At 56.1% G+C, this 23,865-nt stretch carries 23 protein-coding genes; 10 read left to right on the forward strand and 13 right to left on the reverse strand.

Annotated features, from left to right (window positions below; all coding sequences use genetic code 11):
• Positions 1-11: 11 nt before the first annotated feature.
• From CE168_RS04095 to CE168_RS04120, 6 genes are all read right to left on the reverse strand, one after another.
• Positions 12-206, reverse strand: a complete 195-nt coding sequence (locus tag CE168_RS04095) for a hypothetical protein (RefSeq protein ID WP_099571244.1) — start codon at positions 204-206, stop codon at positions 12-14.
• A 46-nt stretch (positions 207-252) separates the two neighbouring features.
• Positions 253-1,950 (reverse strand): NAD+ synthase, encoded by a 1,698-nt coding sequence (locus tag CE168_RS04100; protein ID WP_099571245.1) that lies wholly within the window; start codon positions 1,948-1,950, stop codon positions 253-255.
• Between the two features lie 153 nt (positions 1,951-2,103).
• The gene (locus tag CE168_RS04105; RefSeq protein WP_099571246.1) at positions 2,104-3,252 is read right to left on the reverse strand and encodes a M20 metallopeptidase family protein; all 1,149 of its coding nucleotides are present in this window, start codon (positions 3,250-3,252) and stop codon (positions 2,104-2,106) included.
• A 62-nt stretch (positions 3,253-3,314) separates the two neighbouring features.
• Positions 3,315-4,007 carry a methionine ABC transporter permease gene (locus CE168_RS04110; RefSeq protein WP_055063478.1) on the reverse strand — a complete coding sequence of 231 codons (693 nt, stop codon included), beginning with the start codon at positions 4,005-4,007 and terminating at the stop codon, positions 3,315-3,317.
• The gene (locus CE168_RS04115; RefSeq protein WP_055063479.1) at positions 4,004-5,152 is read right to left on the reverse strand and encodes a methionine ABC transporter ATP-binding protein; all 1,149 of its coding nucleotides are present in this window, start codon (positions 5,150-5,152) and stop codon (positions 4,004-4,006) included. The genes CE168_RS04110 and CE168_RS04115 overlap by 4 nt, the downstream gene beginning before the upstream one ends.
• 109 nt (positions 5,153-5,261) lie before the next feature.
• Positions 5,262-6,233, reverse strand: coding sequence for a MetQ/NlpA family ABC transporter substrate-binding protein (locus CE168_RS04120; RefSeq protein ID WP_099571247.1), 972 nt, complete (start codon positions 6,231-6,233; stop codon positions 5,262-5,264).
• Positions 6,234-6,546: 313 nt separating this feature from the next.
• Between CE168_RS04120 and CE168_RS04125 the strand changes: the two genes are divergently transcribed.
• The 3 genes from CE168_RS04125 to CE168_RS09140 all read left to right on the forward strand — a co-directional run bounded on the left by CE168_RS04125 (position 6,547) and on the right by CE168_RS09140 (position 10,345).
• Entirely contained in the window at positions 6,547-7,350 is an 804-nt protein-coding gene (locus tag CE168_RS04125) for a Cof-type HAD-IIB family hydrolase (protein WP_065439831.1), read from the forward strand.
• Between the two features lie 316 nt (positions 7,351-7,666).
• Positions 7,667-9,604 carry a hypothetical protein gene (locus CE168_RS04130; RefSeq protein WP_236824314.1) on the forward strand — a complete coding sequence of 646 codons (1,938 nt, stop codon included), beginning with the start codon at positions 7,667-7,669 and terminating at the stop codon, positions 9,602-9,604.
• A 36-nt stretch (positions 9,605-9,640) separates the two neighbouring features.
• Positions 9,641-10,345, forward strand: coding sequence for a X2-like carbohydrate binding domain-containing protein (locus CE168_RS09140; RefSeq protein ID WP_236824315.1), 705 nt, complete (start codon positions 9,641-9,643; stop codon positions 10,343-10,345).
• A gap of 147 nt (positions 10,346-10,492) precedes the next feature.
• Here the strand turns inward: CE168_RS09140 and CE168_RS04135 are convergent, their stop codons facing one another.
• The 3 genes from CE168_RS04135 to CE168_RS04150 all read right to left on the reverse strand — a co-directional run bounded on the left by CE168_RS04135 (position 10,493) and on the right by CE168_RS04150 (position 14,104).
• On the reverse strand, positions 10,493-11,872 hold the full coding sequence (locus CE168_RS04135) for an MATE family efflux transporter (protein WP_099571491.1): 1,380 nt from the start codon (positions 11,870-11,872) through the stop codon (positions 10,493-10,495).
• A 513-nt stretch (positions 11,873-12,385) separates the two neighbouring features.
• Positions 12,386-13,006, reverse strand: coding sequence for a response regulator (locus CE168_RS04145; protein WP_099571249.1), 621 nt, complete (start codon positions 13,004-13,006; stop codon positions 12,386-12,388).
• A 33-nt stretch (positions 13,007-13,039) separates the two neighbouring features.
• Positions 13,040-14,104, reverse strand: a complete 1,065-nt coding sequence (locus CE168_RS04150) for a sensor histidine kinase (RefSeq protein WP_143433391.1) — start codon at positions 14,102-14,104, stop codon at positions 13,040-13,042.
• 457 nt (positions 14,105-14,561) lie between these two features.
• Between CE168_RS04150 and CE168_RS04160 the strand changes: the two genes are divergently transcribed.
• The 6 genes from CE168_RS04160 to CE168_RS04180 all read left to right on the forward strand — a co-directional run bounded on the left by CE168_RS04160 (position 14,562) and on the right by CE168_RS04180 (position 17,995).
• Positions 14,562-15,287 (forward strand): DUF2599 domain-containing protein, encoded by a 726-nt coding sequence (locus CE168_RS04160; protein WP_099571251.1) that lies wholly within the window; start codon positions 14,562-14,564, stop codon positions 15,285-15,287.
• A 15-nt stretch (positions 15,288-15,302) separates the two neighbouring features.
• Positions 15,303-15,656, forward strand: a complete 354-nt coding sequence (locus tag CE168_RS04165) for a hypothetical protein (RefSeq protein ID WP_065447231.1) — start codon at positions 15,303-15,305, stop codon at positions 15,654-15,656.
• 25 nt (positions 15,657-15,681) lie between these two features.
• Entirely contained in the window at positions 15,682-15,858 is a 177-nt protein-coding gene (locus CE168_RS09005; RefSeq protein WP_171842430.1) for a hypothetical protein, read from the forward strand.
• Positions 15,859-15,973: 115 nt separating this feature from the next.
• Positions 15,974-16,513 (forward strand): peptidylprolyl isomerase, encoded by a 540-nt coding sequence (locus tag CE168_RS04170; protein WP_099571252.1) that lies wholly within the window; start codon positions 15,974-15,976, stop codon positions 16,511-16,513.
• A 115-nt stretch (positions 16,514-16,628) separates the two neighbouring features.
• Positions 16,629-17,195 carry a helix-turn-helix domain-containing protein gene (locus CE168_RS04175; RefSeq protein ID WP_065439487.1) on the forward strand — a complete coding sequence of 189 codons (567 nt, stop codon included), beginning with the start codon at positions 16,629-16,631 and terminating at the stop codon, positions 17,193-17,195.
• Positions 17,150-17,995, forward strand: coding sequence for an IS3 family transposase (locus tag CE168_RS04180; RefSeq protein WP_081291877.1), 846 nt, complete (start codon positions 17,150-17,152; stop codon positions 17,993-17,995). Before CE168_RS04175 ends, CE168_RS04180 begins: the two co-directional genes overlap by 46 nt.
• 119 nt (positions 17,996-18,114) lie before the next feature.
• On the opposite strand, the gene CE168_RS04185 is transcribed toward CE168_RS04180, so the two are convergent.
• From CE168_RS04185 to CE168_RS04195, 3 genes are all read right to left on the reverse strand, one after another.
• Positions 18,115-20,436: a RelA/SpoT family protein gene (locus CE168_RS04185; protein WP_099571253.1), complete on the reverse strand. Its 2,322-nt coding sequence runs from the start codon at positions 20,434-20,436 to the stop codon at positions 18,115-18,117.
• 155 nt (positions 20,437-20,591) lie between these two features.
• Positions 20,592-21,068, reverse strand: a complete 477-nt coding sequence (gene dut / locus CE168_RS04190; protein WP_065447216.1) for a dUTP diphosphatase — start codon at positions 21,066-21,068, stop codon at positions 20,592-20,594.
• The gene (locus CE168_RS04195) at positions 21,068-21,361 is read right to left on the reverse strand and encodes a DUF4193 domain-containing protein (protein ID WP_022245122.1); all 294 of its coding nucleotides are present in this window, start codon (positions 21,359-21,361) and stop codon (positions 21,068-21,070) included. The genes dut and CE168_RS04195 overlap by 1 nt, the downstream gene beginning before the upstream one ends.
• Before the next feature lie 149 nt (positions 21,362-21,510).
• Between CE168_RS04195 and sepH the strand changes: the two genes are divergently transcribed.
• Positions 21,511-22,548: a septation protein SepH gene (gene sepH, locus CE168_RS04200; protein ID WP_065447215.1), complete on the forward strand. Its 1,038-nt coding sequence runs from the start codon at positions 21,511-21,513 to the stop codon at positions 22,546-22,548.
• A 15-nt stretch (positions 22,549-22,563) separates the two neighbouring features.
• Here sepH and CE168_RS04205 read toward each other — a convergent pair whose 3' ends face one another.
• Positions 22,564-23,790, reverse strand: a complete 1,227-nt coding sequence (locus CE168_RS04205; RefSeq protein ID WP_180753698.1) for an alkaline phosphatase family protein — start codon at positions 23,788-23,790, stop codon at positions 22,564-22,566.
• Positions 23,791-23,865 lie beyond the last annotated feature (75 nt).

The following is a 23,865-nucleotide window of genomic DNA, read 5'->3' on the forward strand; positions in this document are numbered from 1 at the left end:
TATCGAATCAACTACTTTTCATCGGAAGACCAGCGTTTCCATTCGCGATCCTGTTCTTCCCATTTGATGTTGCGTTCCTGCACAATCTTCCATGCATCGAGCGCGTCTTCCCTGGTTTTGTATGGCCCCATACGATGGCTCGCCGGTGAGATCATACCCAGTTCAGGCTGTTCGGTGACCGTATTGAAATACCATTGCCTTTCCATATCACTCCTTACGAAGCACGTAACGAAACAATAGCTCGCCGCTGTTTTACTCGCGGAACGCGTTGGTGATCGGCAAGCGGCGATCACGACCGAACGCCAATGCCGTCACTTTCGGACCAAGCGGGTACTGACGTCGCTTCCACTCGGCGCGATCCACCAATCGCATAACCGTATCGACGGTGGTCTCATCGAAGCCGTCGGCCAGAAGATCCTCACGACCATGCGCATGTTCAATGTACATTGCCAACACCTGATCGAGCAGCTCATATTCCGGCAGCGAATCGGAGTCTTTCTGCCCCGGGCGAAGTTCGGCGGATGGAGCCTTTTCAATCGAATTGACGGGAATCATCACGCCGTCCGGCAACGGCGTTCCCGCAGACCCCTGCTCGTTGCCCACGATATGCAGTCCGCCAATGCCCATGCCTTCGGCGGCAGCCTTGTTGCGCCAGCGGGAGATCTCCCACACACGGGTCTTGAGCAGATCCTTGATCGGAGCGTATCCGCCGACCGCATCGCCGTAAATCGTGGAATAACCGCAGGCAAGCTCCGACTTGTTGCCCGTGGCGACAGCCAGAAGCCCCTTGGAATTCGAATATGCCATGACAATCACGCCGCGAATACGCGCCTGCAGGTTCTCAGCGGCCACACCTTCAAGATCGAGCTGCTTCTGGAAGGAGACGAACAGCGGTTCGATGGGCTGAATGTCGTAGTGCGCTCCAATATTCTTCGCCAGATCGGCGGCATCATCCTTCGAACCGTCAGACGAGTACATGCTCGGCATGGAAATGCCATACACGTTAGCTCCTCCCACGGCGTCCGCGGCCATGGCCGCCACCAATGCGGAGTCGATGCCGCCGGAAAGGCCAAGGCACACGCCCTTGAAATGGTTCTTGGCCATATAATCCTTCAAGCCAAGCACGCAGGCGGTGTACACCTCTTCGTCCGGATCGGGCTTGGCTGCGATAGATCCAGCTTTCTGGCGTTCGGCAGTGGTGTCGAGGTCGAAGAAGCTCAGATCCTCCATGAACATCGGCGAACGTTCCAGCAGCGTGCCATCGGCATCGACCACGAAGCTGCCACCGTCAAACACCAGATCGTCTTGGCCTCCTACCTGGTTGAGATAGATCATCGGCGCGTTCACTTCGGCCGCACGGCGTACCGCAAGGTCGATGCGGGTGTCGGTTTTGCCTTCCTCATACGGAGAACCGTTCATGGTAAGCAGCAAATCAATATGCTGCTCGGAAAGTTCTGCCACAGGGCCGCCATCCTGCCAGATATCCTCGCAAATAGCCACACCAATACGTGCGCCATCCACATCAAGCACCATGGACTTATCACCAGGACTGAAAATGCGGAATTCGTCAAACACACCGTAGTTGGGCAGGAAGTGCTTGTCATAGCCGGCCCAAACCACGCCATTATGCAATACAACAAGTCGATTACGCGGCTTAGACGTTTCACGATCAGTGCCGACCGTGCCAACCACCACAAACAGGTCGCCAAGCCCATCGGCAGCCAGTTCAGTAGCAAGCCAGTTGGCTTTGTTCCATGCGGCTTTGCGGAAGGTGGCCCGCAACGCGAGATCTTCAATCGGATAGCCAGTAAGCGTCATTTCAGGAAAAACCACGACTTGCGCATTGTTGTTGGCTGCAAGATGCGCATAACGCATGACCTTGTCTGCGTTGGAGTCAAGATCTCCCACACAAGTATCGATTTGGGCGAGGGCGAAGCGAATGTCTGTCATAGTTGACTAGTGTATTGCGATTTGCGTATCAGATATGCAAACGGCACGCATATGGCGAGAAAAACCACATGCGTGCCGAATGATCATCGTGCATATCGCATATATCTTCAGCTATCTTCGATCACAGGAGAATTGGGCCGAAGATCGACCAGCTTACGCAAGTTCGTTCAACACGGTAAACGCTGCGTTGGCATAGAATTCCACGCCCGCCTGCAAAGATTCGTCCAATCCCACGAAGTTCGGGCTGTGCCAGTCGGGGCATCCTTCCTCACCATTGGAGCCGATGAAGGCGAACACGGGCAACGCAACCTCGGTGTATTCGCAGAAGTCCTCCCCCGCCATCGACGGGTGGATCGGCTCAAGTTGCGCATATTCCCGCACGCCATCGGCCACGATCTTCGACAGTCCCTCGTCGGAGACCAGCGGATCCTGGAAATCGTCCCAGTCGATGTCGGCGGTGATCCCGTAGCCAGCTGCGATGGCGTTGACCTGTTCCTTGAAGCGTTCACCGACCATGATGCCGTCTGACTTGTGGAAGTAACGCACGGTACCTTGGAAACTTGCCTTGGCCGGCACCACATTCCATACATGACCGCCATGCAGTTCGGTGATGGAAAGCACCAATGGATGGAATGGCGACACATTACGGCTCACGATGGTCTGCAACGCGAGAATCATCGTGGCGAGCGCTTCGATAGGACCGGTGCCCTTGTGCGGGTAACCGGCATGCGTGCCCGTAGCGTGGAGCGTGACATGGAATTTCACGCATCCGGCCATCATGGGGTCAGGGCCGATGGCAATCTGCCCGGGCGCATAGTTGGGGTTGTTGTGCGCGCCGATGATGGCGGAGACATCGGCCAACAGTCCCGCGTCGATCATGGCGCGTGCGCCGGTGCCTGTTTCTTCGGACGGCTGGAACAGCAGTTTGATGGATCCCTTGATTTGTTTGCGGTGTTTGGCAAGCCAGAATGCCGCTCCCAGCAGATATGACATGTGCAGGTCGTGGCCGCAGCCGTGCATGACTCCATCGTTGACCGAGGAGAATGGCAATCCCGTGTCTTCCTGAATGGGAAGACCGTCGATGTCGGCGCGCAATGCGATGCGCGGTCCGGGTTGTTCTCCGCGGATCAGCCCGACCACACCCGATTCGAGCGGATTGTTCAGGATTTCGATGTCGTGCGCTCTGAGCAGTTGCTCAATGTAGGCGCTTGTTTTGAATTCCTTGAAGCTGCGCTCCGGATGTGAGTGCAGGTAATGGCGGATTTCGATGAGTTCCGGCGTGATTTCGACATGTTCAGTCATCTTGCGTGAATCCCCCTTGGTTGCTTCTCTCCATTAAGATTAAGCGGCTTTCACCGTTGCTGTCAGCGTTTCAGCAGGTGCTTCGCGATGGCATTGGCGACGCCCTGCACCACCTGAACAAGTACAATCATAATGATTACCGCCGTCCAAGTCACAGTCTGGTCGAATTTCTGGTATCCGTAGGCGATGGCGAAATTACCAAGACCGCCGCCGCCGATGTATCCGGCCATGGCCGACATGTCGAGCACGCCGATGAACAGGAACGCGTAGGCAAGAATCAGCGGCGCGAGCGCCTCCGGAATAAGCACGGTACGCACGATGGTGAATTTCGAGGCCCCCATGGCTCGTGCCGCTTCGATCACACCGGAGTCGACGGGAACCAGATTCTGTTCGACAAGCCTGGATGTGGCCATGGTGCACATGATGATCATCGGGAAGATCGCGGCGGCCGTGCCGATGGAGGTGCCGATGACTTTGATGGTCAACGGTTGCATGGCTGCGAGGAAGATGATGAACGGTATCGGTCGGATGATGTTCACGATCACGTCGAGGATGCGGTAAACGACCGCGTTTTCGAATAGGTTGCCAGGACGCGTTCCGTAGAGTACCACGCCGAGGACCAGTCCGAGAATACCGCCCACGATCATGGTGACGAGCACCATTTCCAAGGTTTGCCCGATGGATTCAAACAGGAGCGGTCGTAGTACCGTCCAGTCGCTACGGCTTGCGAGGGTTACGCCTTCAATTTGTGTCATGCCTGCTCCTGTCCGGCCTTGATAAGGGCCTGTTCATATGGTGTCGGCTGTGCCGCGGTACCGAAATCGACGATATCGCTGTTTTGCGCCAGTTCGTTCAGGAACGATTCGACATTGTCTCCGCCGAATTCGTAGGTGATCGCTCCGATGGCCACGCCGTTGACAGTGTCGATACCGCCGTACAGGAGGCTGCTTCGTACGCCGTGTTTGGCGATAAGTTGTGAGATGTTCTGCCCGGATGCCGCGATGACGGTACCGTCTTCACGCTCTTCGACGTCATGCTGTCGAATAAGCACTGTGACGATGTGTCCGAGATTTTCCTCATGCATGGTGTTGATGCGCGACTCTTCAGGAATACCACTGATGGCGGTGGAGATGAATCGTTTGGTCACCGGCTGTCGCGGGGCCGCGAACACGTCGTAAACGCTGCCGGATTCCACTACTTTGCCGGAGCTTATGACCGCCACACGGTTGGCGATCTGCTGCACGACGTTCATCTGGTGGGTGATGAGCACGATGGTGATGCCCATTTCCTTATTGACTCGTTTAAGCAGCGACAATACTTCCGTAGTGGTTTCCGGATCCAGAGCGCTGGTCGCCTCGTCGGCAAGCAGGATCTTAGGATTCGTGGCCAATGCCCTGGCGATGCCGACGCGCTGCTTCTGGCCGCCGGAAAGCTGCGACGGATATTTGTTCGCATGGTCGCTTAAGCCTACGAAGTCAAGCAATTGCGCCACGCGCTTGTCCTGATAATCCTTGCGCCAATGGTCGAGCTGCAACGGATAGGCGATGTTCTGCGCCACTGTTTTGGTGGAGAATAGGTTGAACTGCTGGAAGATCATGCCGATTTTCTGTCGAATCGGACGAAGCTTGGATTCGCTGAGCGACGACACTTCGGTGCCAAGTACCGTGACCGTACCCGATGTCGGCTTCTCCAAAGCATTTATCAGGCGCACCAATGTGGATTTGCCGGCTCCGGAATAGCCGATGATGCCGAAAATGTCACCTTCATTGATGGTGAGGCTCACATCGTCGACGGCGCGAGCAACGGTCGTGCCGCGTTTGCCGCCGTCAGTGCCGCTGCCACGCTGCCGGAACTCCTTGACCACATGGTCGAATGTGATGATCGGTGTGTGTTCTGTCATACTGCCGCTTTCATTAATGGTTTTTCAACCCTTGACCATACAACCACGCCTGACGTTGGTCGCACATACAGGAAAGCCCCCTCCTTGGAGGGAGCTTTCCGAAAAGGACTTACTCGGCGTCCTTGGCTTCCTGTTCGATCGTCTTCAGGTAATCCTGAAGTTCGGATGTGCTGAACTTGTCGGCCAGAACCGCAGTGCCGCCGGAATTCTCCTGCAGCTTGTCAAGCACGCTCGTGGTCTGGAAGATCTTAACGACCTTCTTGTAGACCTCGTTGTTCACGTCGGCCTTGCGAGTGGCAAAGATGTTGATGTACGGACGGGCTTCTTCGGATTCGGCGTCATCCTGGTAAATGGCGTCGGTGGCCTTCAAACCAGCGTCGGCGACATAATCATTGTTGATGACGCCTGCCGCGACCTGCGGGTCCTTCAGGGAGTTGGCGACCTGTTCGGCCTTCAGCGGGGTGACCTTGACCTTGGACTTGGATTCGTCGATGTCCTGCGGAGTGGAGAACGGCGTCCAATCGCCCTTCATCGTCACCAAGCCTGCAGCCTTGAGCACGCCGATGGCACGGGCCTGGTTGGTCTCGTCGTTCGGAATTGGGATGGTGCTGCCTTCAGGAATCTCGTCGACGCTCTTGTACTTGGTGGAATACACACCGAGCGGGTAGATTGCCACGCCGCCGATCGGCTGCAGATCCTTGTTGTTCTGCACATTGTAGTTGGCCAGATACAGTAGGTGCTGGAACTCGTTGAGGTCAAGCTCACCGGAGTCGACGGCCGGATTCTCGGAAGTGTAATCCTGGAAATCAACGATATCGACGTACAGGTTCTGCTTTTCGGCCTGCTTCTTGAATTCCACCCACTGCGGATCGGTGGCGCCCACCACACCGATCTTCACCGGGTTGGCCTCGGTTCCCTTTTCTGCGGTCTTGTCGGATCCGTTGAACGCACGAACTCCAAAGAACGCTCCGATCGCGACCAGTGCGACCACCACGACGGCGATGATGATGTTACGTACCGTGTGATTGACGCGGACCGGTTCTTCCGGCAATCCTGCCGGCTGCTGATTTGCTTCTGCCATGATGAATCCTCTCTTCTTCTTCCTCATTGCTTTGCATGGTTTCCAACGTGTCTGTGATGGACTACATGCCATCGCGTCGTGTCCAACCATACGCGACGCTTCCGCTGCGAGACGCCGAAACCTAAAAATTGCCTTATCGGAGTTCGTTATAGCGGGCGTTCAATCGCAATGATTCCAGCATTTTCATCAATCCTCCGGAATGCATGGAATCATGCACAATAGTGGCATGCACAGGTGTGTCGGCAATCATGTCCGCTCCCTACACTGAAACAAGCGAGCAATTACGAAATTGCATATTCGGAAGGTGTTTTCCATGACCGCAATCGACATCAAGGCTGCGTTTTTCGATATCGACGGAACGTTGACGAGCTTCACCACGCATGTTGTGCCGCAATCCACCATCGACGCATTGCGCGCGCTACAGGCCAATGGCGTCAAGATCTTCATCTGTACCGGCCGCCCTCCAGCACAGATGAGCGTTGTTCTCAATACCATTCCCGTTGATTTTGATGGCATTGTCGGGTTCAACGGACAATACTGCGTTGACGGCAGCGGATTTTTGGAAAAGCATGCGCTTGACGCAACCGATGTGGCCACGATCGTGCGTTGGCTGGATGAGCATGAAGACATCGTCGCCTGCATCGGCGAAGAGGATTACGTGTATTTCAACCACAGCAACGACCAGATGCGCCGCACATGGGCAAGCTTGGGCAAGACCGCACCGGACGTATTCTTTGACGATCCGCATGTACGCACGGCGGAACATGAGACGTTCCAGATGAGCCCCTACATCAGTCGTGACCAGGAAGCCGAGCTGTTGTCGCTGCTACCGAACACACGTGGCGTGCGCTGGCATCCTGATTTCGTTGATTTGATTCCCGCCGACGGAGGTAAGGATCGTGGCATTCAGCGTTTTCTCGACCATTATGGCTGGTCGAAGGAGCAGACGATTTCGTTCGGCGATGGCGGCAATGACGTGGATATGCTGCGCTTTACCGGCATCGGCGTGGCGATGGGCAACGCCACCGAAGAGCCGAAGGCGGTGGCCGATTACATTACCGATGACGTCGATCATAATGGCATTTGGAATGCTCTCAAGCATTTCGACATCATCTGACGATCTACCGTTGACCGTATTTCATTTCACTGCAGCAAGTAGATGCATGCGGCATCACAAGTTTCCCATCGCTCTGTCTCTGCAATAAAGCAATCGACCAACACTTCCAGATCATCGGAAGACGGCATTTCGGGCTGCGCTCAATGCGCAAATCCTCAAAGTCATGCAAATACTAGTTAACGCAATACTATTTGGTGGATTTTGTTCCCGATGTTTTTCGTATAGCACCCTAGGTCAACCCTTTTTGGTATTTTTTCATTGGATATGCCATACGATGGGATATCTTTTCGGAGAATATGAGATTATTAAGGAAAATATGGTCAACTACCATAAAGTGATTAATGCTGCAATCGCAACGCTTGCGACTTGCGCCATGTTGCTGCCGGTAGCGGGCAGCGCCAATGCTGATGAGCCCTCGAATACCGCCGCACTTGGTGCCGGCTATACCGCTACCAAGATTTCGCACCCCAATGCAGGGCTGGGCGAAGACGACGGCATCGTGAACGTCTTGAACGGCGAATCCACTGATGACCTCACGCAGGGTGAGGCTGAGCGTGGTCAGAACTATTCGTGGTCTTCGGTCGGTTATGGCGATTGGATGTACGTGGGCACCTGCTATTCCGCAATGGGTTCCACGCTGAAATACATGGCTAACACCATGGGCACCAAGTATGCCAGCATCAAGGCCGCTTTGGATGTTGCGTTCAACGGCGAGCTGTTCCTCGACAATGGCGAGAACCACAGCTTGCTGCTCAAGATCAACGTCAAGACCGGTGAAGTGAAGATCATCGTCAATGCGATTGGCGGAGAGCATGCGGTCAACGGCTATCGTGCAGCCGTTGAATTCCATGACAAGCTGTACTTTGCTGCCGCCGCAAAGGGTCAGCCGTACCTACTGGAAGTTGATCCGAACAGTGGTGATGCCACTGAAATCGTGTATCGTTCCGCTGCCATGACCACTGGTCTGAAGAAGGGCTACACTGCTGGTATCCGTGGTTTGACCGTGGTCAACAATCAGCTTATCGCCAGCATGATCACCGATAACGGTGCCACTATCGTGGCTTCTTCCAACCCGTCAGCAGGCCAGGATTCTTTCGCCACTATCGCTACCCAGACCGAGGGCCTGTACAACTATCCGGCATGCGCTGTGACTGACAACGTATTCGGTGGCTGCGTGTGGGATATGGTCGGATTCAAGGGTAACTTGTATGTCACCGTGGTGACCGGCAAGGGCAAGAACACCAAGCAGTCCTTCGCTTTGCTCCGTGGCACGCAGGATGCGAGCACCGGCAAGTGGACCTTCAAGCCGCTGGTCGGCAATCCGGCAGACGGCGCCAAGTACGAGTGGGGCTTCGGAGCGAGTCGTTCCGGCGCAGCCAACATGGTGGTATACAAGGGCCACCTGTACATCGGCGGCTACAACGATCCGATGAACGCTCTGCAGAAGGCCATGCAAATGGACTTCTCCGACCTGTACAAGGATCTGGAGAGCCCAGTCAACCTGTGGCGTATGGACGTTGACGAAGACGGCAACGAAAACTTCGAAATGCTCGCCGGCGAAGCCAACAACAAGTACTTCGGCGATTCCAAAGGCACCATCGATGGCAATACCATGCTGTCCGGCTTGGGCGACAGCGACGAGCAGAGCCGTCACCTGAACCAGTATGTGTGGCGTATGCAGTCCTACAACGGCAAGCTGTACGTCGGCACCTTCGACATCAGTGATCTTGCCTACCCGGCAACCCAATTCGCCAACGGCGACATTCTGAAGCGCACTCCGGAAGAGTGGCGGAAGCAGATCGAATACATCAAGATCTTCTTCGACTCTCTGAAGAAAAATGATCAGAACGGCACTTCCAATACTACAGACACGGACTCTCAGGAAGCAACCAAGCCTTCCGAGTCCGAATCTCAGGAAACCACCAAGCCGAGCGATGATGACATCATGCCGTTGAACGAAGGCGAAGCATCTGAGAGCGATCAAGCCGCACAGGCAGTTGAAGAAGCCGGCAAGACCGACGAAGTGGTTGCTGACGTGGCCACCATGCAGCAGCTGCTGGAAGACATGGGCGCTGATCTCAACTCCAAGCAGACCGACGTGGTCTCCCCTGACGGTGTCGCTCCGCAGGCCGCTGAAACCTACACGCTCGACGATCGTTACCAGTTCCTCGCATCCCTGCAGCGCCTGCTCGACCTGTACAACAAGAACAAGCAGTATCTGCCGGAATTCATTACCAACGAGCTCGATAAGTAGCTTACCGAAGAGAATCTGGAGAACTTCACCAACTTCGTGGGCGTGCTCAGCTACCTGCATTACTCCAACGATGAGACTCGTGGCTTTGACCTGATCGTCTCCTCCGATGGCACGAACTTCCAGACCATCAGCCGTAACGGTTTCGGTGACAACAACAACCATGGCCTGCGCGTGTTTGCCGTCACCGATTCCGGTCTGGCAATCGGTACTGCAAACCCGTACCATGGCACTCAGGTGTGGCTGCTGAATGATGGCGAAATCAAGAATGCTGAGCTGACGAATGGCGATGCATTCGACTACGACAAGTATGACAGCGATAAAAAGACCGCCAATGCCAACGGTCTGACCGTTGCCATCAACCCCAATGGCAATACCGTGGAAGACGTGCAGTACGACTACCAGTCGCTGACCGCCGGCACGGATTACACCGTGGCTGATGACGGTTCCATCGTGTTGAGCAGCGCATTCCTCAATGGTCGCGAAACCGGCAGCACCGGTTCTGTGGTGGTGTTCTACAACCAAGGTGCACGCGTGCGCTTCACTGTGGCCATCAAGGACAGCACGCCGAACGCACCGAAGAAGGATGACAACAAGCAGAACACGAAGCCTGCCGCGCACAAGAAGGCAAACACTGCCGACGTTGCCAACACCGGTTCCAACGTGATCGGCGTTGTTGTGGTGGTCGCCGTTCTGGTTGTTGCAGCAGGAGCATTGTTCGTGTTTAAGCGCAAACGTTCCTGAATTGCCAGAGCATGTTCTTAGGATTCATTCCTAAGTTCGTTCATAAATAAAATCCCGCATGATCCGGTCCGCCGGAACCATGCGGGATTTTTATTTTGCAGGAATCGCCCATCTCACGTCATGTCAAACTGCCATCACAAGCTGATTTCAATGTGCGATATGCAACCATGTGGAAGTTCCGATACGGGACCCATTGAAAATGGCACGCAATCCTACAAATAACAGATTCACCGCAAGCCACAGCAATGCCATACGCAGCGCGGAAGACGCCTGCATCGCATCGCATATCCAACCAATCGCAGCAAGACAGGGTACATATATTGCAGCTGTCGCCGTACACGTCAATGCAAGATAACGGTAATCCCCTGCCCCAATCAAAATGCCATCAACAGCCCACATCCAACCAGCCAACGGCAATGTCACGCCAACAACCATCATACCGATGGTGATCAGATGCTGAATCTCAGTAGACTGCGAAAACAGCGGGGACGCACACCATCCGGCAATCATCAAACCAATACCGATTACCGTTCCTCCGCATAATCCTGCCCTGCCAGCGATTCTCGTCAAACGCATGGCTTCATCCTCTTGACGGGCACCAATCTGCGCGGCAACCAACGTCTGACCGGCAATACCAATGGCATCAAGCATGTTCAACACGAAATTCCAACTGGAATTCACCACCTGATACGCAGCCAACACTTCCACGCCCATATGCGTAGCCAGCACCACATTCGCCACCAGGCATGCACGCAACGCAAGCGTGCGCAAGAACAACACCGCACCATCGCCAGCACTGTTCAACACTCCTGACAAACGCGGCCGTAAACGGGCACCTTCCGCACGAGTCCACAACATCGCAGGAACAATAAGCAACACTGCCATGAACCATTGCGAAATCAGCGTGGCCACTCCAGACCCAAACACACCCCAACCGAATCCGAGAATAAACAGCAAATCCAGCAATGTATTGAGTATCGCACCCAGCGTAGCAGCTACCAACGTGATGCGAACCTTCTGCAGTCCGCGGAAAATACCGTTGGCCGCATACACCAGCAACATGCCGGGAATACCGAACACCACGGCACGCACGTAGTCAACCGCATTGTGCAAGACGCTCCCCTGCGCCCCCATGGCCATGCACAACGGGCGTGCAATAACGAACAGCATCACAGACACCACCACGCCAATGATTCCAGCCAACCACAGGCCATCAATGCCTGCTTCCAAGCCTTCTCTCCGCTTGCCGGCGCCCAAAAGACGTCCCACCTGCGATGTGGTGCTATATGCAAGGAACACGCATAGCCCCACAACAGTGAGCACGATGGTTGACCCGACCGACAGACCGGCGAGCGCTTGCCCGCCAATATGCCCGACGATGGCGGTATCGATGAGTACGAATGCTGGTTCGGCGATAAGTTGCCCGAATGTTGGTATGGCTAGTGTGAGAATGGTGCCGATAGTGGTGCATGATGCGTTGTTTGCGGTATCTGTTTCGTGAGTATTCTGCGAAGTTGATGTGATCATAATCGTAAGCGTCTGGCGTGTTAGGAACTGCATGTGCAGTGTAAGGTCACGTGTTTCATCATCGCCGTTGATTGCTCAGATTTTGGCTATGTCTGTTTTGCGCTGTTGAGAATGTCGTTGAAGGTTTTTCGCTTATTGTCTGCATGAAAACATAGTCGAATCCGCCTCTACGGAGATGATGGATTCGACTATGTTGAAGTACAGATTGATTTCACCGTCAAGACCTTTGCGGCCGCGGCTCTCTGTGCCGTTCCCGCAATTAGGAGTAGCTATGCGGAACAAGCGTTTTTCCTGGAAACGCGCCTTCGTCTCTCTCGCCATTTCGCTCGTCGTCTGTCTGCCCCATCATCGTTGTCATGGCAATCGTAACGAAACAGGAGCTTCCCGAATTGTTCCTGAGATATCTCCCCGCCGAGACATCCGTACTGATCGTCCTCGCAGCAGCCATAGGATTCACGAACATGCGGAATACCTAAGTTCATCCCGCACCGGAGACCAGGTCAGGAACAGAAGTCAGTATCCGGCCTTGATGGCTGTGATGGTGAGCTCGCCGCGGTTAGTGTATCCGAGTGTGGTGAAGATCTCGGATATGTAGGAGCGCACGGTGGCTTCGCTCAGACCGAGCCGTTTGGCGATGGTCTTGTTCGGCAGCGCCTGGATGAGCAGATCAAACGTGGTGCGCAGATAGCCCGGAAGGCGTTCCACCCTCTCGCGGAAGGCGTCATATTTGGGATCGTTCTTCCCGGAGTTCAGATAGCTGTCGGCGAGGATACCGGTCGGGCGCGGTCCAAACACCGAGTATCCCGCGTGCGCTTGTCTAATCAGTTGGGCGAGTTGCGCGGAGGGGATGTCCTTGGTCAAGAACCCGCGCACGTTCAGAGCCAGCGACCTGGCGAGCGATTCCTCATGCTCGAACACGGTGAGCATCACCACCACGACCGACGGATACAGCCTTGCCATCTCCTTGGCAGCCGCCAGCCCGTCGAGGACGGGCATGTCCACGTCCAACAGGGCCACGTCCACGGCCCGTCTGGAAAGCTCGCGCAGAGCCATGCTGCCGTTCTCGGCGACGGCAACCACGTCGATGCCGTCTTGGCGGTCCAGCAGGCCTGCGAGCCCCTCACGGACGATCACGTCGTCGTCGGCAAAAGCAGGACGCGGATTGGTTCACTCATCAGCAGCCCCTTCCCCTTGGATTTTCGGATCCGGTATGGACGCGTTGACGATCCACCGTCCGGAACGCGAGACGAAGGACAACCGTCCTCCCTCGGACTCGATCCGCGACTTCAGGTTCGCAAGGCCGAAGCCTCCCGTTAGCGCGCCGTCCGAAGAGCTCCCGCTGATGTCGTTGGCCATCGTCAGCGACAGTCCCCCACCGTCGATCTCCGCGAACAGGTCTACCGTCGTCCCCCTCCGCGCGTATTTCAAAGCGTTCGCGGCGGTCTCGCTCACGAACAGTGATCCCGTGAGAATCGTCTGCCTCGAAATCTCGCCGTCGATGTCGCCCGGCATATGCGCATCCAACTCGAGTGCCCCTGATCGCAGCATCAGTCTGGATTCCTCCACGGCGGCCGCGAGACTCGGCGCTGCGGCGTCGAGGCTGAGTTCCGAGATCATAGGCCTGAGACGGCGTGAGGAATCGTGCGCGAGATCGGCTATCGGAGCGATCTCGCCGGACAGGTCCGGGTGCGCGGCGGCGAGGCTCTCCAATGAGATGGAGATGCGGGCGAGGTCCCTGGCAATCGTGTCGTGCAATCCGGCGGCGAGCTTGGCCCGGATGGATTCCACGGCCCTGACCGTCCCCATCCGGGATTCCTCCAGCTCCCGCCGGGACAGTTCGGCCCCGTCCATGAACTTCCTGACCGCGAAGCCGACGACAACCGCGACGGAGGACAGCAAAACATCGCTGGCCATGCGGGCAAGCACGCTCCCGTTCTGCCAGAACATCAGCAGAACGTAGCCAGCGAGTAGCAGCGCAGCCTGAGCCGTGCGGTGACGGATGATCCACACAGCTGCAACCAGAAATACGCCAAGCACAGGAAATGCAAGCGAAGAGCTAAACGCCCCCATCGCGGCGAACACGGCTACATACAGCAAATCCCCTGTGATACCCAGCCAAGGTGCCACGGACAATAGGGCACACAGCGCGGCAAGTATCAGAATGTCGTGAGTTCCCAGCGGAGCTGAAATCGCATGGAAGACGACCTCCAGAACCACGATAGACACCGACATAAACAGATATGACAGCCTAAACCCACGCGGATACGGACGCACGGCGTCCAAAAAAACGACGATGGTGATCTCATCATTGCTTCCTGCAGATATCCAAACTCGGGAATAACTTGCACAGCAGATTGTCGTAACCGAGCACGGTCGCACGGGAAGACGAGTCCTGGTCCGGTTGGATAACGGAGGCATCGGCGGCGGGCGCTGCAGTCCCCCACCCCAGCGCGCATGCCGTAAGCAACACCGCAATCCGATAAGCCATGGTCCTTCTTCTTCGCATAACCGTCCTCCATTCCCCTCAATCATGAATAAATGCCTTATTTACCAGATGCTACACGGCGAAAACATATTCCGACACCGACGAACATCAGGCTCGAATCCCGTCACCAGTCAGTGCCGAACTACCCATATTCCATGATTCACTAAAGATATCTCTGCATCACAGCGTTCGAGAGGAGATGCCATGGAAAAGGTACCACTCTTATTGGCTGCGGAACCACACCATGAGCAGCCGAAATCTCTTGATGCAAAACGATATCCCTCTACAAAATCAGTTCACTGTTTCGAATGGTATGCGATTTCCAAAACCGAAGTTGCAATCAGGGAAGGAATCATAATGGAAAAACAAGCATTGGCAACATTGGCGACGATCACAGCAATCAGCGTCGCAATCATCACCCCGACCTCCGCACTGGCAGACGGCATGAAATACAATCAGGCAGTATATGAGGAAATAGGGATGGATAGATCGGAAGTGATTGATTGGGTCCAGGATCCGAAGCGGAATGTATACGGGAAAACCGAGGATGAGACGATGCAATATCTCATTGCGTCGGCAAAGGAAGAACAAACGTCCAACATCCGAATGGATACAACAGCCGCACGCGGTTCATGGTCCAATCAATGGTTTGCTAAGGGAGGCTGGATTGCACGTAATGGCATGTGGTCGTTATCCTTACAACCCACTTGGTGGGCAGCAACGGCTACACCGACAAGATACTATTACGCAGAATCAGCATGGGCAACGGTCCCTCCCCAGTTTAGCTCGAGTCGTCATTGGACGGCCTATCCAACAGCTTCAAAAATGATGAAGGAACAATTCGACTGCCATGTCAGGTATGGCAATCTCAAAACACCGTATAACCTCGAACCATCCAGAACATCGATAAGCCAAATTACCTGCAACTGAAGTAAGGACGGAATCATGCGTAGCGAGTTCCCCGGTCTGTTGTATTGCACGGGTGCATTAATCGCAGTGGCCTCTTGGTCTCTTTTTATGTTCTCGAAAAAAGTTCATCGGGAAGGCCGAACGGTATCCATCCTGCGGCTGTCCGTCATTTGGATACCGTTCCTCGTGAGTTCGGCGCTGGCTCTCGCATCGTATCCGGTTTTTGAAATGTACTCAGGATCCATGGAGCCGGATGTTATCGATTTCTACAGTCAGCCGTTCATACGGCTACTGCCGGCAGCGACCTGCATAGTGAATCTGTGCGTATCGACATGCTGCTCCATGGCCCTTGTCAGCAAGCGCAGAAAAACCGAGCATCGAAACATCTGAATCACAGCGTTCGAGAGGAGATGCCATGGAAAAACCGCTGCTTCTGCTGGCCTTGGTGCCGCTGGCCGTCGGACTGGTCCTGATATCCGTCGCAATCGGATCCAAAAAACTGGGAAGACACGCAAAAGGACTCTTTTTGCGTGTTTTCTCGGCGCTCATGGTTATTGCCGGCGCGTTGATCATCGCGAGCCAACTCGCATGACATCTCACGTTGCGGCTCGGCTTCCCGGCTATCGGCCGCGGACATTCCACGGCTCTCTGCGTCATTACCGCAATCGCACCATCGCCGGTCTCAAGCCCATGAGACACTTGGAGCCATGACTACAGTTATCATGCACACCACTGAAGGCGACATCAAGATCGACCTGTTCGACGACAAGACCCCGGAAACCGTGGCCAACTTCCTCGGCCTCGCCACCGGCGAAAAGGAATGGGCCGACCCATTCACCGGCCAGCCGAGCCACAAGCCGTTCTACGATGGTCTGACCTTCCACCGCATCATCAAGGATTTCATGATTCAGGGCGGCTGCCCGCTGGGCACCGGCACCGGCGGTCCGGGTTACAACTTCGATGATGAAATCGTTCCTGGTCTGACCTTCGATCGCCCGTACCTGCTGGCCATGGCGAATGCCGGCCTGCGCCGCGGCATGGACGGCAAGATCCACGGCACCAACGGCTCCCAGTTCTTCATCACCACCGTGCCGACCGAATGGCTCAACGGCCATCACACCATCTTCGGCGAAGTCGCGGATGACGAGTCCAAGGCCGTTGTCGACAAGCTCGATTCCGTGGCAACCGATCGTTCCGACGCTCCGCTCGAGCCGGTCGGCATCACTTCCATCGAAGTGTTGAAGTAAGTTTCGCATCAACAAGCTTCATAGCAAAATAATGAAAAGCCCCTCACTTGAACCGCACCCCGATTGTTGGACTGAAGAAATTCAGATTCGATGATCGGAGGTGCGGTTCTTTCGTATGCGTGAGGATCGAAGGAGACGTTACGACGACGGGTTCCGCCGCGAGGCGCTGGAACTCATCAAGGCCGGAGCCGGCGGGAACACGCTCGCCAGACGGCTTGCCATACCGGTGTATACCGCGAGAAACTGGATCAGGCTGTACAGGTCCGGCGGCGAGGAGGCGGTCATGGGAGGCAACGGCAGCAGACGCTACGACTGGGAGACGAAGGTCGCAGCCGCGCGCGACCACGTCGAGAACGGCATGACCAAGACGGAGGTCATGGCGAAGTACGCGATCGCGAGCATCGCGCCGTTGGAACGCTGGTGCCGCGAGTACCGGGCGGGAGGCCCGGAGGCGCTCAGGCCGAGGCCCAAGGGCAGGCCCAGAGGCTCGAAATCCAAACCGAAACCCGAACCCACGCGCGAGCAGGAGCTCGCCGAACAGGTCGCCTATCTGAAGGCGAAGGTCGCGTACCTGGAAAAACTCCGGGCCCTGCGGGCGCAGAAGTCACGAGACGCGAGAGAAGCGCCGTCGTCCGACTGCTCGCAGGGCGGGGACACCGGCTCGACCACCTCCTCGAGATAGCCGGGCTGCCGCGATCCACGTACTACCATCACCTGTCGCGCCCGGCGCACGTGTCCAGGCCGGACGTGGAGCCGATGGTACGGGAGATATGGGAGCGCACCCCGAACGGGTGCGGCCACCGGCAGGTGCGCATGTGCCTGGTCCACGAGTTCGGCACGCGCATATCCGCCAAAACCGTGCTCGGGGTCATGCGCCGCATGGGACTGAGATGCGCCATCCGCTCCAGGAACCCGTGGAGGAGGTACAGCTCGTACAGGGGCGAGACGGGCGATCACGTGCATAACCTGCTCAAACGCGACTTCGACGCGGCCCGTCCGTTCTCCAAGCTCGGGACCGACGTCACCGAGTTCAAGGTCGCGGGCGGCAAGGCGTACCTCGCGCCCGTGTACGACATGGCCAGCAAGGAGATCGTCGCCTGGGACGTGAGCCGCAGTCCGGACCTCGGGCAGCAGAGGCGCCTGCTCGCCATGCTCGCGGAGCGCCTGCCCGCCGGCGCGGAGCCGATCCTGCACAGCGACATGGGATGGCAGTACCAGCACCAATGGTGGCGGGACGAGCTCGAACGCCTCGGCATCCGCCAGTCCATGAGCCGCAAGGGCAACTGCCTGGACAACGCCGCCACCGAGCAGGTCTTCGGCCACTTGAAGGACGAGTTCTACCGAGGCCGGGAGTTCGACTCGTACGAACAGTTCAAACGCGAACTGGACGCCTACATCATCCATTGGAACACCAGACGGCGCCAGATACGACTCGAGGGACACACCCCGGAGGAGTTCCGGAGCATGTCCCTCGCGGTCTAGGGCTGTATCCTAATTAACAACGTCCAACAAACGGGGCGCAGTTCAACTTGAGGGGCTTTTCATTATTTCCGAGAGGATCTGCAGCAGTTCAGATGAGTCTCACGACCGCACTGATTGTGTCAGATTTTACGCAAGCGTGGTTCGGCGGAATCCTTGGCACCGGTGATACGGTACACGTCGAACACGCCTTCGATCTTACGCACTGCGGCAAGCAAAGTGTTCAAATGCTGCGGATCAGCCATTTCAAAGCTGAACTGGCTGGTGGCCACACGATCGGTACCCGTGGAAATGGAGCCGGAAATAATGTTCACACCATGATCGGAAAGCACACGCGTCACATCACTCAGCAGATGCGGGCGATCAAGCGCCTCCACTTGAATCTTGACCATGAACACGCCCTTGGTGCTGGTCCACTGCACATCGACCACGCGTTCTGGCTGACGCTTCTGCAAGTCCAGCATGTTCTGGCAGTCCACACGATGCACGGATACGCCCTGATTGCGGGTGATGAAGCCAATAATCTGGTCTCCAGGCACCGGCATGCAGCATCGGGCAAGCTTGACCCAAATGTCTCCCACGCCTTTGACGGAAATACCCAGCGAGCTGGTGGTCTTCTTGGTGCGTTCCACCTGCTTGAGCGGCAGCGCCTCCTGTTCCACTTCTTCGTTCACTTCGTCGCTGCCCGCATCGCGAACCAAGTGCGAAATGACGTTCTGTGTGGAGATCTGCCCTTCACCGATTGCCACGAACACAGCCTCAGCATTGGCGAGATTCAACTCGTCAGCAATACCGACCAACGCTTCGGGAGTCAACAATGTTGCGATCGGAAGGTTGCGCTTGCGCATGGCTCGCGTCAGTTCATCGCGACCTTCTTCAATAGCTTCGGTACGACGTTCCTTGCTGAACCATTGGCGAATCTTGTTACGGGCTTTCGGGCTCTTCGCGAAGCTCAGCCAGTCACGAGACGGACCAGCTGATTCGGACTTCGACGTGAGCACTTCAACGGTGTCGCCGTTTTCAAGCTTGGTGTCGAGCGGCACCAAACGGCCGTTCACACGAGCACCCATGGTACGGTGACCGACTTCGGTATGCACCGCATAGGCGAAATCAATCGGTGTCGCCTCGGCAGGCAACGATACGATCTTGCCTTTCGGCGTGAACACGTAAACTTCGGAAGCACCCAGATCTTCCTTCAGAGAGCCCAGAAACTCGTTGGAATCCGGAGTCTCACTCGTCCAGGCGGCAAGCTGCTGAATCCACTTGAGATTGTCGGCTTCGCTCAACTCCTGATTCTCGCCACGCTTGCGATCGGACTTATCAGGCGAGCTCAACGCGCGACCGGCCTGACCGTTCTCCTTGTACTTCCAATGCGCGGCGATACCGAATTCCGCACGACGATGCATATCCCACGTGCGAATCTGAATCTCGACAGGCTTGCCGCCAGGGCCAACCACCGTGGTGTGCAAGCTCTGATACATGTTGAGTTTCGGCATGGCGATGTAATCCTTGAAACGACCTGGAACAGGGTTCCAACGCGCATGCACCGCACCCAACGCAGCATAACAATCCTGGATCGTATCGACGATGATGCGTACACCCACCAAATCGTAGATATTCGCAAAATCATGTCCGCGTACGATCATTTTCTGATAAATCGAGAAATAATCCTTCGGACGTCCCGTCACGTACGCCGAAATGTTCTGCTCGTCAAGATCTTCGTTAATCTCAGCAAGAATCTGCTTCAAATACACGTCTCGCTGGCCCGCACGACGTGCGACAAGCACCACGATTTCGTTATAGATTTTCGGATAGAGCACTTTGAAGCTGAGCTCTTCCAATTCGGTTTTGATGGCATTCATACCGAGACGATTGGCAAGTGGCGCATACACGTCGAGCGTTTCGTGCGCTTTCTTCTGTGCGCTCGGCGTTTTGACGTAACGCCACGTACGCGCGTTATGCACGCGATCGGCAAGTTTGACGACCAGCACACGCACATCCCGGCTCATCGCGACCACCATCTTGCGGATGGTTTCAGCCTGAGCGGAATCGCCGTATTCCATCTTGGAAAGCTTGGTGACGCCATCGACCAAACCTGTCACGGTATCGCCAAACTCGGCACGGCACTCGTCAAGCGTGTAGTCGGTGTCTTCGACCGTATCATGCAGTAGGCCCGCGGCCACAACCAGCGGCCCCATGCCAAGGTCCGCAAGAATCTGCGCCACAGCCAACGGATGGATGATGTACGGTTCGCCCGACTTGCGCCGTTGTGAAGAATGCTGCTTGACTGCACGCTCATAAGCACGTTCAAGAATGCTCATATCCTCATCGGGATGATGGTATTCGCACATCTTCAGAATCGGCTCAAGCGGATCAAGCGGATTCGTGCTGATCTCGCAGCCCAACATTCGGGCAGAACGAACCTCGTGTTCAATGTCTCCCATCGTCCACCTCCTCGCTCGCAATGCTCCCTATACTACCCGTGCATCACGGTATGTCCGAGGTATCCGACCGCGTGTTGCACGGCCAGATACCCCCGAAAACCATTGTGTCGCCAGCATTTGCGGATTCTTGGCACTTATGCCTCCGCATGCTCGGTTCAGGAAGCCACGCCGGTGGATCCGAAGCCACGCTCAGCACGGTCAGATCCGGGCAACGTCTCCGCTTCGATGAACCTAGCCTCGACATAACGCTGGATGACCAGCTGCGCGATGCGGTCCCCCGGGTGGAACGTCACGGTGTGTTCCGGATCAAGATTGATCAGAGGCACCTTGATTTCGCCACGGTAGCCCGCGTCAATGGTTCCAGGTGCGTTCAACACGGTAACGCCCTGTTTGACGGCAAGACCGGACCGTGGATGTACCAAGGCCACATAACCCGCTGGAAGCGCTATCGCCACTCCCGTAGGCACCAGCGCCCTCTGGAACGGCTTCAATGTGACTTCCTCGGTGGTACGCAAATCGGCGCCGGCATCCCCGGCATGGGCATAGTACAGTTCCGCCGGTTGGTCGGGATTCAGCGACTTTACTAGAACCTCGACGTTTTCCGGCTCGTTGTATGTTTCGTCGAACGCCATCAGGCAGCGCACTCCTGACACACCGGCTGGCCATCGTCAGTGGTGTATGCGAGCTGGCTGCGATGCTTCACCAGGAAGCATTCGGAACAGATGAACTCGTCCCCCTGCATAGGAATGACGGTCACCGAAGCGTCCTCGTTGCTGAGGTCTGCGCCCGGCAGCTCGTAATCCTCGGCGATGGCATTCTCGTCATCGTCCATGTCGTTGGAAGTGTTCTGGGAGCTCTTGCCCAAAGCCTGGAGCGACTCCTCGTCCTCGTCCTTGTTGCGCGGGGAATCATAATCCTGTGCCATCGAGATTCCTTTCGTCATCTATGGTGCTTATGCGCCATAGGATACATGACTTTTACCCCGCATAGGATACACGATTCGAAATACTCGTAAAATCCGACACGTGGGGCACAATAGAATAAACAGTAATTCTTGAAGGAAAGTGGTGTGTTGTGCCTGAGAATTTACTCGAGGAAGCGCGGTTCGATCATGTTAATGATGCCGGTGAACTCGTTTTTGTTTCAGGTGCCGGAAAGTTCTCTGTAAAGGTCGATGAAGCGCTTGAAAGAGCCGTTTTGGAAGCCAAGCAGATTCGTTCCGAAGTGCAGGGGAAACAGCAGACGCACACTCCGATCACCCTGCCGATTTCACAGATTCAGTCGTTGATTCGTGCCGGCGCCGATCCCGCGCGTGTTGCGGAAAGATATTCGTTGAGTGAAGCGCTCGTTCGGCGTTTCTCGGCTTCGGTCGAAACGGAGAAACAATATGCGATTGAGCAATTCCTCGCCGTTCCGGCACCGAAAGAAAGCCGTGTACGTACGCTTTCCGAACTGATTGAACGCACATTCGCGGCGGCGCGGGTGCGTTTGGAAGACGTGACTTGGAAGGCCACCAGACTTGGCTTGGAACCTTGGAAAATCAGCGCTCAGTTCGTTTCCTCCGGCCATACTGTCTGCGCGGAATGGTCGTGGAACATGCATGACAACGCCGTAAGCTGTTTGAATTCCGCTGCACGCAAGCTCATCGGGGAGCAAGACACACCGAAGGAAGGACACGCCGAGAAACACGCCGACGAGAATTTCCTCGCTTCGCTGAATCTTCCGGGAAATTCCGCCCGATCGGCACGAATCGAACAGACCGTATCGGCATGGAACACGCCTGAACCGTCCATGCCGGTGGCACGCCCTTCAGCGGCACCTTCCGTTCCAATCATGCCAATCGGCGCGCCTAACGAATTCGACACGCCGAACACATCGAGCATGACCGCCGACGTCCCGCCGTCAAGCCAACCGGAAAACACCATGACGACAACCGACGCCAATGCAACAGGCAATGCTCAGAACACCGTCGCGCCCACATCGGATACCGCTTCGAACACCGCAAACACGAATCAAACACCTGATCCGCACAGCCAAAACACCACCAAATCGAAGCGGCGCGCCGGACGTTCCGCCGTGCCAAGTTGGGATGAGATTCTGTTCGGCGACTGAGCCAAACCCTGCATGTTAGGCCACGTCGATCAGACAGGGGATATCGGACTCGAGCATGGTGAGCGAGCCATGCACGCTCGGCAGATGCATCGCCTTTTCCACCTGAGTACGGGAATCCACGATGGTGACGGCCTTCGTGGCCGATACGATCACATCACCAATCATCGGTTCGACGCGCGAGACCACAGGTCCGTACACACCCTCCGCAATCGCCTGCGATCGCGTACGCACTTGTGCCCGGTCTTCCAACACGTCACGCCACCGTGTGGCGATGTCTTCCGGGGCCTCGCCCTGTTCCGCATAGAGCATGACGCAACGCGGTTCACCGCCGACATGGGCGACGCCCTGCATGAGCCGCTGATCCTGTGCAATGTCAATCACGGATTCGGGATCAGTGGTGATCATACCGTGATCCGCCACAATCACAATCAATGTGCCTTTGGGCACGCTGCGGCGGAGAAGGCCGAGCTGAGCGTCAACACGCTCGTACGTGCCAATCCATTTGTCGGAATCCCAACCGTAATTATGCCCGACCTTATCGGTATCACGCAGATACAGGTACGTCAGTCCGGGATTTTTCGCCGCCTGAGCCGCGACTGCGACACGCTTGCGCGGATCATCGTTGGAAATGTAGTCACTGCCACGCAAGGCAGCCTGCGTCAACGCGGAAAACGCGAATTTCGGCAATCCAGAACTGGTCACACGAACACCTTGCGCGCTTAGCTGTTCAAACATGGTCGGCTGCTGCTGCAACTCAAGCGGAGGAACCGCATTTTTGAAGGAAATCAGCTGGCATATTTCACCGGTTTTCGGATTGAGCTGCGTATAGCCGGTCATACCCGTCATACCGGGGCATGTTCCCGTACCGAATGTAGACATGGCCGCGACGGTAGTGCTCGGCATGCATGTGGCGATGGGACGTTGATTGGCGGACTCGTTCATGAGGGACCGCAAGTAGGGCGCATGTCCCAGTCTCATGTTGAGGTTCCAGTAGCCGAGACCATCCACGAGCACCACGACCGCGGACGCCGCGTCCGGCAGTCCAAGCGCTTCCTGCAGACCTTTCGGGTCAGAATGAATGTCCGTTGGCATGGGGCAGCCAATGGCGTTGGAAACCGCAGGAAGTACTGACGACAGGTGCAACGCTCCCCCACGGGCCCCTTCAGATGGCATGTCATCTCCGTAGCATGCCGGTTCGGTCATGGTAAGCAGCTCTTCGTCGCTTGGCACTTCAACACTCATGACTCCTATTCAAGCACCGCGGTGGTACCGGCTGGTAACATTGCTAGGTTGATTACCATTACTTTTCCGTGAGGA

This window comes from Bifidobacterium sp. N5G01 (genome assembly GCF_002742425.1).
GTDB classification, from domain to species: Bacteria; Actinomycetota; Actinomycetes; order Actinomycetales; family Bifidobacteriaceae; genus Bifidobacterium; species Bifidobacterium hominis.

Coding starts and splice junctions, on each gene's coding strand:
- CE168_RS04125 (WP_065439831.1), top strand. CDS start 6,547: ATGACCGCAATCGACATCAAGGCTGCGTTTTTCGATATCGACGGAACG.
- CE168_RS04150 (WP_143433391.1), bottom strand. CDS start 14,104: ATGTCGGTGTCTATCGTGGTTCTGGAGGTCGTCTTCCATGCGATTTCA.
- CE168_RS04100 (WP_099571245.1), bottom strand. CDS start 1,950: ATGACAGACATTCGCTTCGCCCTCGCCCAAATCGATACTTGTGTGGGA.
- CE168_RS04110 (WP_055063478.1), bottom strand. CDS start 4,007: ATGACACAAATTGAAGGCGTAACCCTCGCAAGCCGTAGCGACTGGACG.
- CE168_RS09005 (WP_171842430.1), top strand. CDS start 15,682: ATGGAAAAACCGCTGCTTCTGCTGGCCTTGGTGCCGCTGGCCGTCGGA.
- CE168_RS04130 (WP_236824314.1), top strand. CDS start 7,667: ATGGTCAACTACCATAAAGTGATTAATGCTGCAATCGCAACGCTTGCG.
- CE168_RS04120 (WP_099571247.1), bottom strand. CDS start 6,233: ATGGCAGAAGCAAATCAGCAGCCGGCAGGATTGCCGGAAGAACCGGTC.
- CE168_RS04165 (WP_065447231.1), top strand. CDS start 15,303: ATGCGTAGCGAGTTCCCCGGTCTGTTGTATTGCACGGGTGCATTAATC.
- dut (WP_065447216.1), bottom strand. CDS start 21,068: ATGGCGTTCGACGAAACATACAACGAGCCGGAAAACGTCGAGGTTCTA.
- CE168_RS04185 (WP_099571253.1), bottom strand. CDS start 20,436: ATGGGAGACATTGAACACGAGGTTCGTTCTGCCCGAATGTTGGGCTGC.
- CE168_RS04170 (WP_099571252.1), top strand. CDS start 15,974: ATGACTACAGTTATCATGCACACCACTGAAGGCGACATCAAGATCGAC.
- CE168_RS04175 (WP_065439487.1), top strand. CDS start 16,629: ATGCGTGAGGATCGAAGGAGACGTTACGACGACGGGTTCCGCCGCGAG.
- CE168_RS04115 (WP_055063479.1), bottom strand. CDS start 5,152: ATGACAGAACACACACCGATCATCACATTCGACCATGTGGTCAAGGAG.
- CE168_RS04135 (WP_099571491.1), bottom strand. CDS start 11,872: ATGATCACATCAACTTCGCAGAATACTCACGAAACAGATACCGCAAAC.
- CE168_RS04095 (WP_099571244.1), bottom strand. CDS start 206: ATGGAAAGGCAATGGTATTTCAATACGGTCACCGAACAGCCTGAACTG.
- CE168_RS04160 (WP_099571251.1), top strand. CDS start 14,562: ATGGAAAAGGTACCACTCTTATTGGCTGCGGAACCACACCATGAGCAG.
- CE168_RS04205 (WP_180753698.1), bottom strand. CDS start 23,790: ATGAGTGTTGAAGTGCCAAGCGACGAAGAGCTGCTTACCATGACCGAA.
- CE168_RS04195 (WP_022245122.1), bottom strand. CDS start 21,361: ATGGCACAGGATTATGATTCCCCGCGCAACAAGGACGAGGACGAGGAG.
- CE168_RS04105 (WP_099571246.1), bottom strand. CDS start 3,252: ATGACTGAACATGTCGAAATCACGCCGGAACTCATCGAAATCCGCCAT.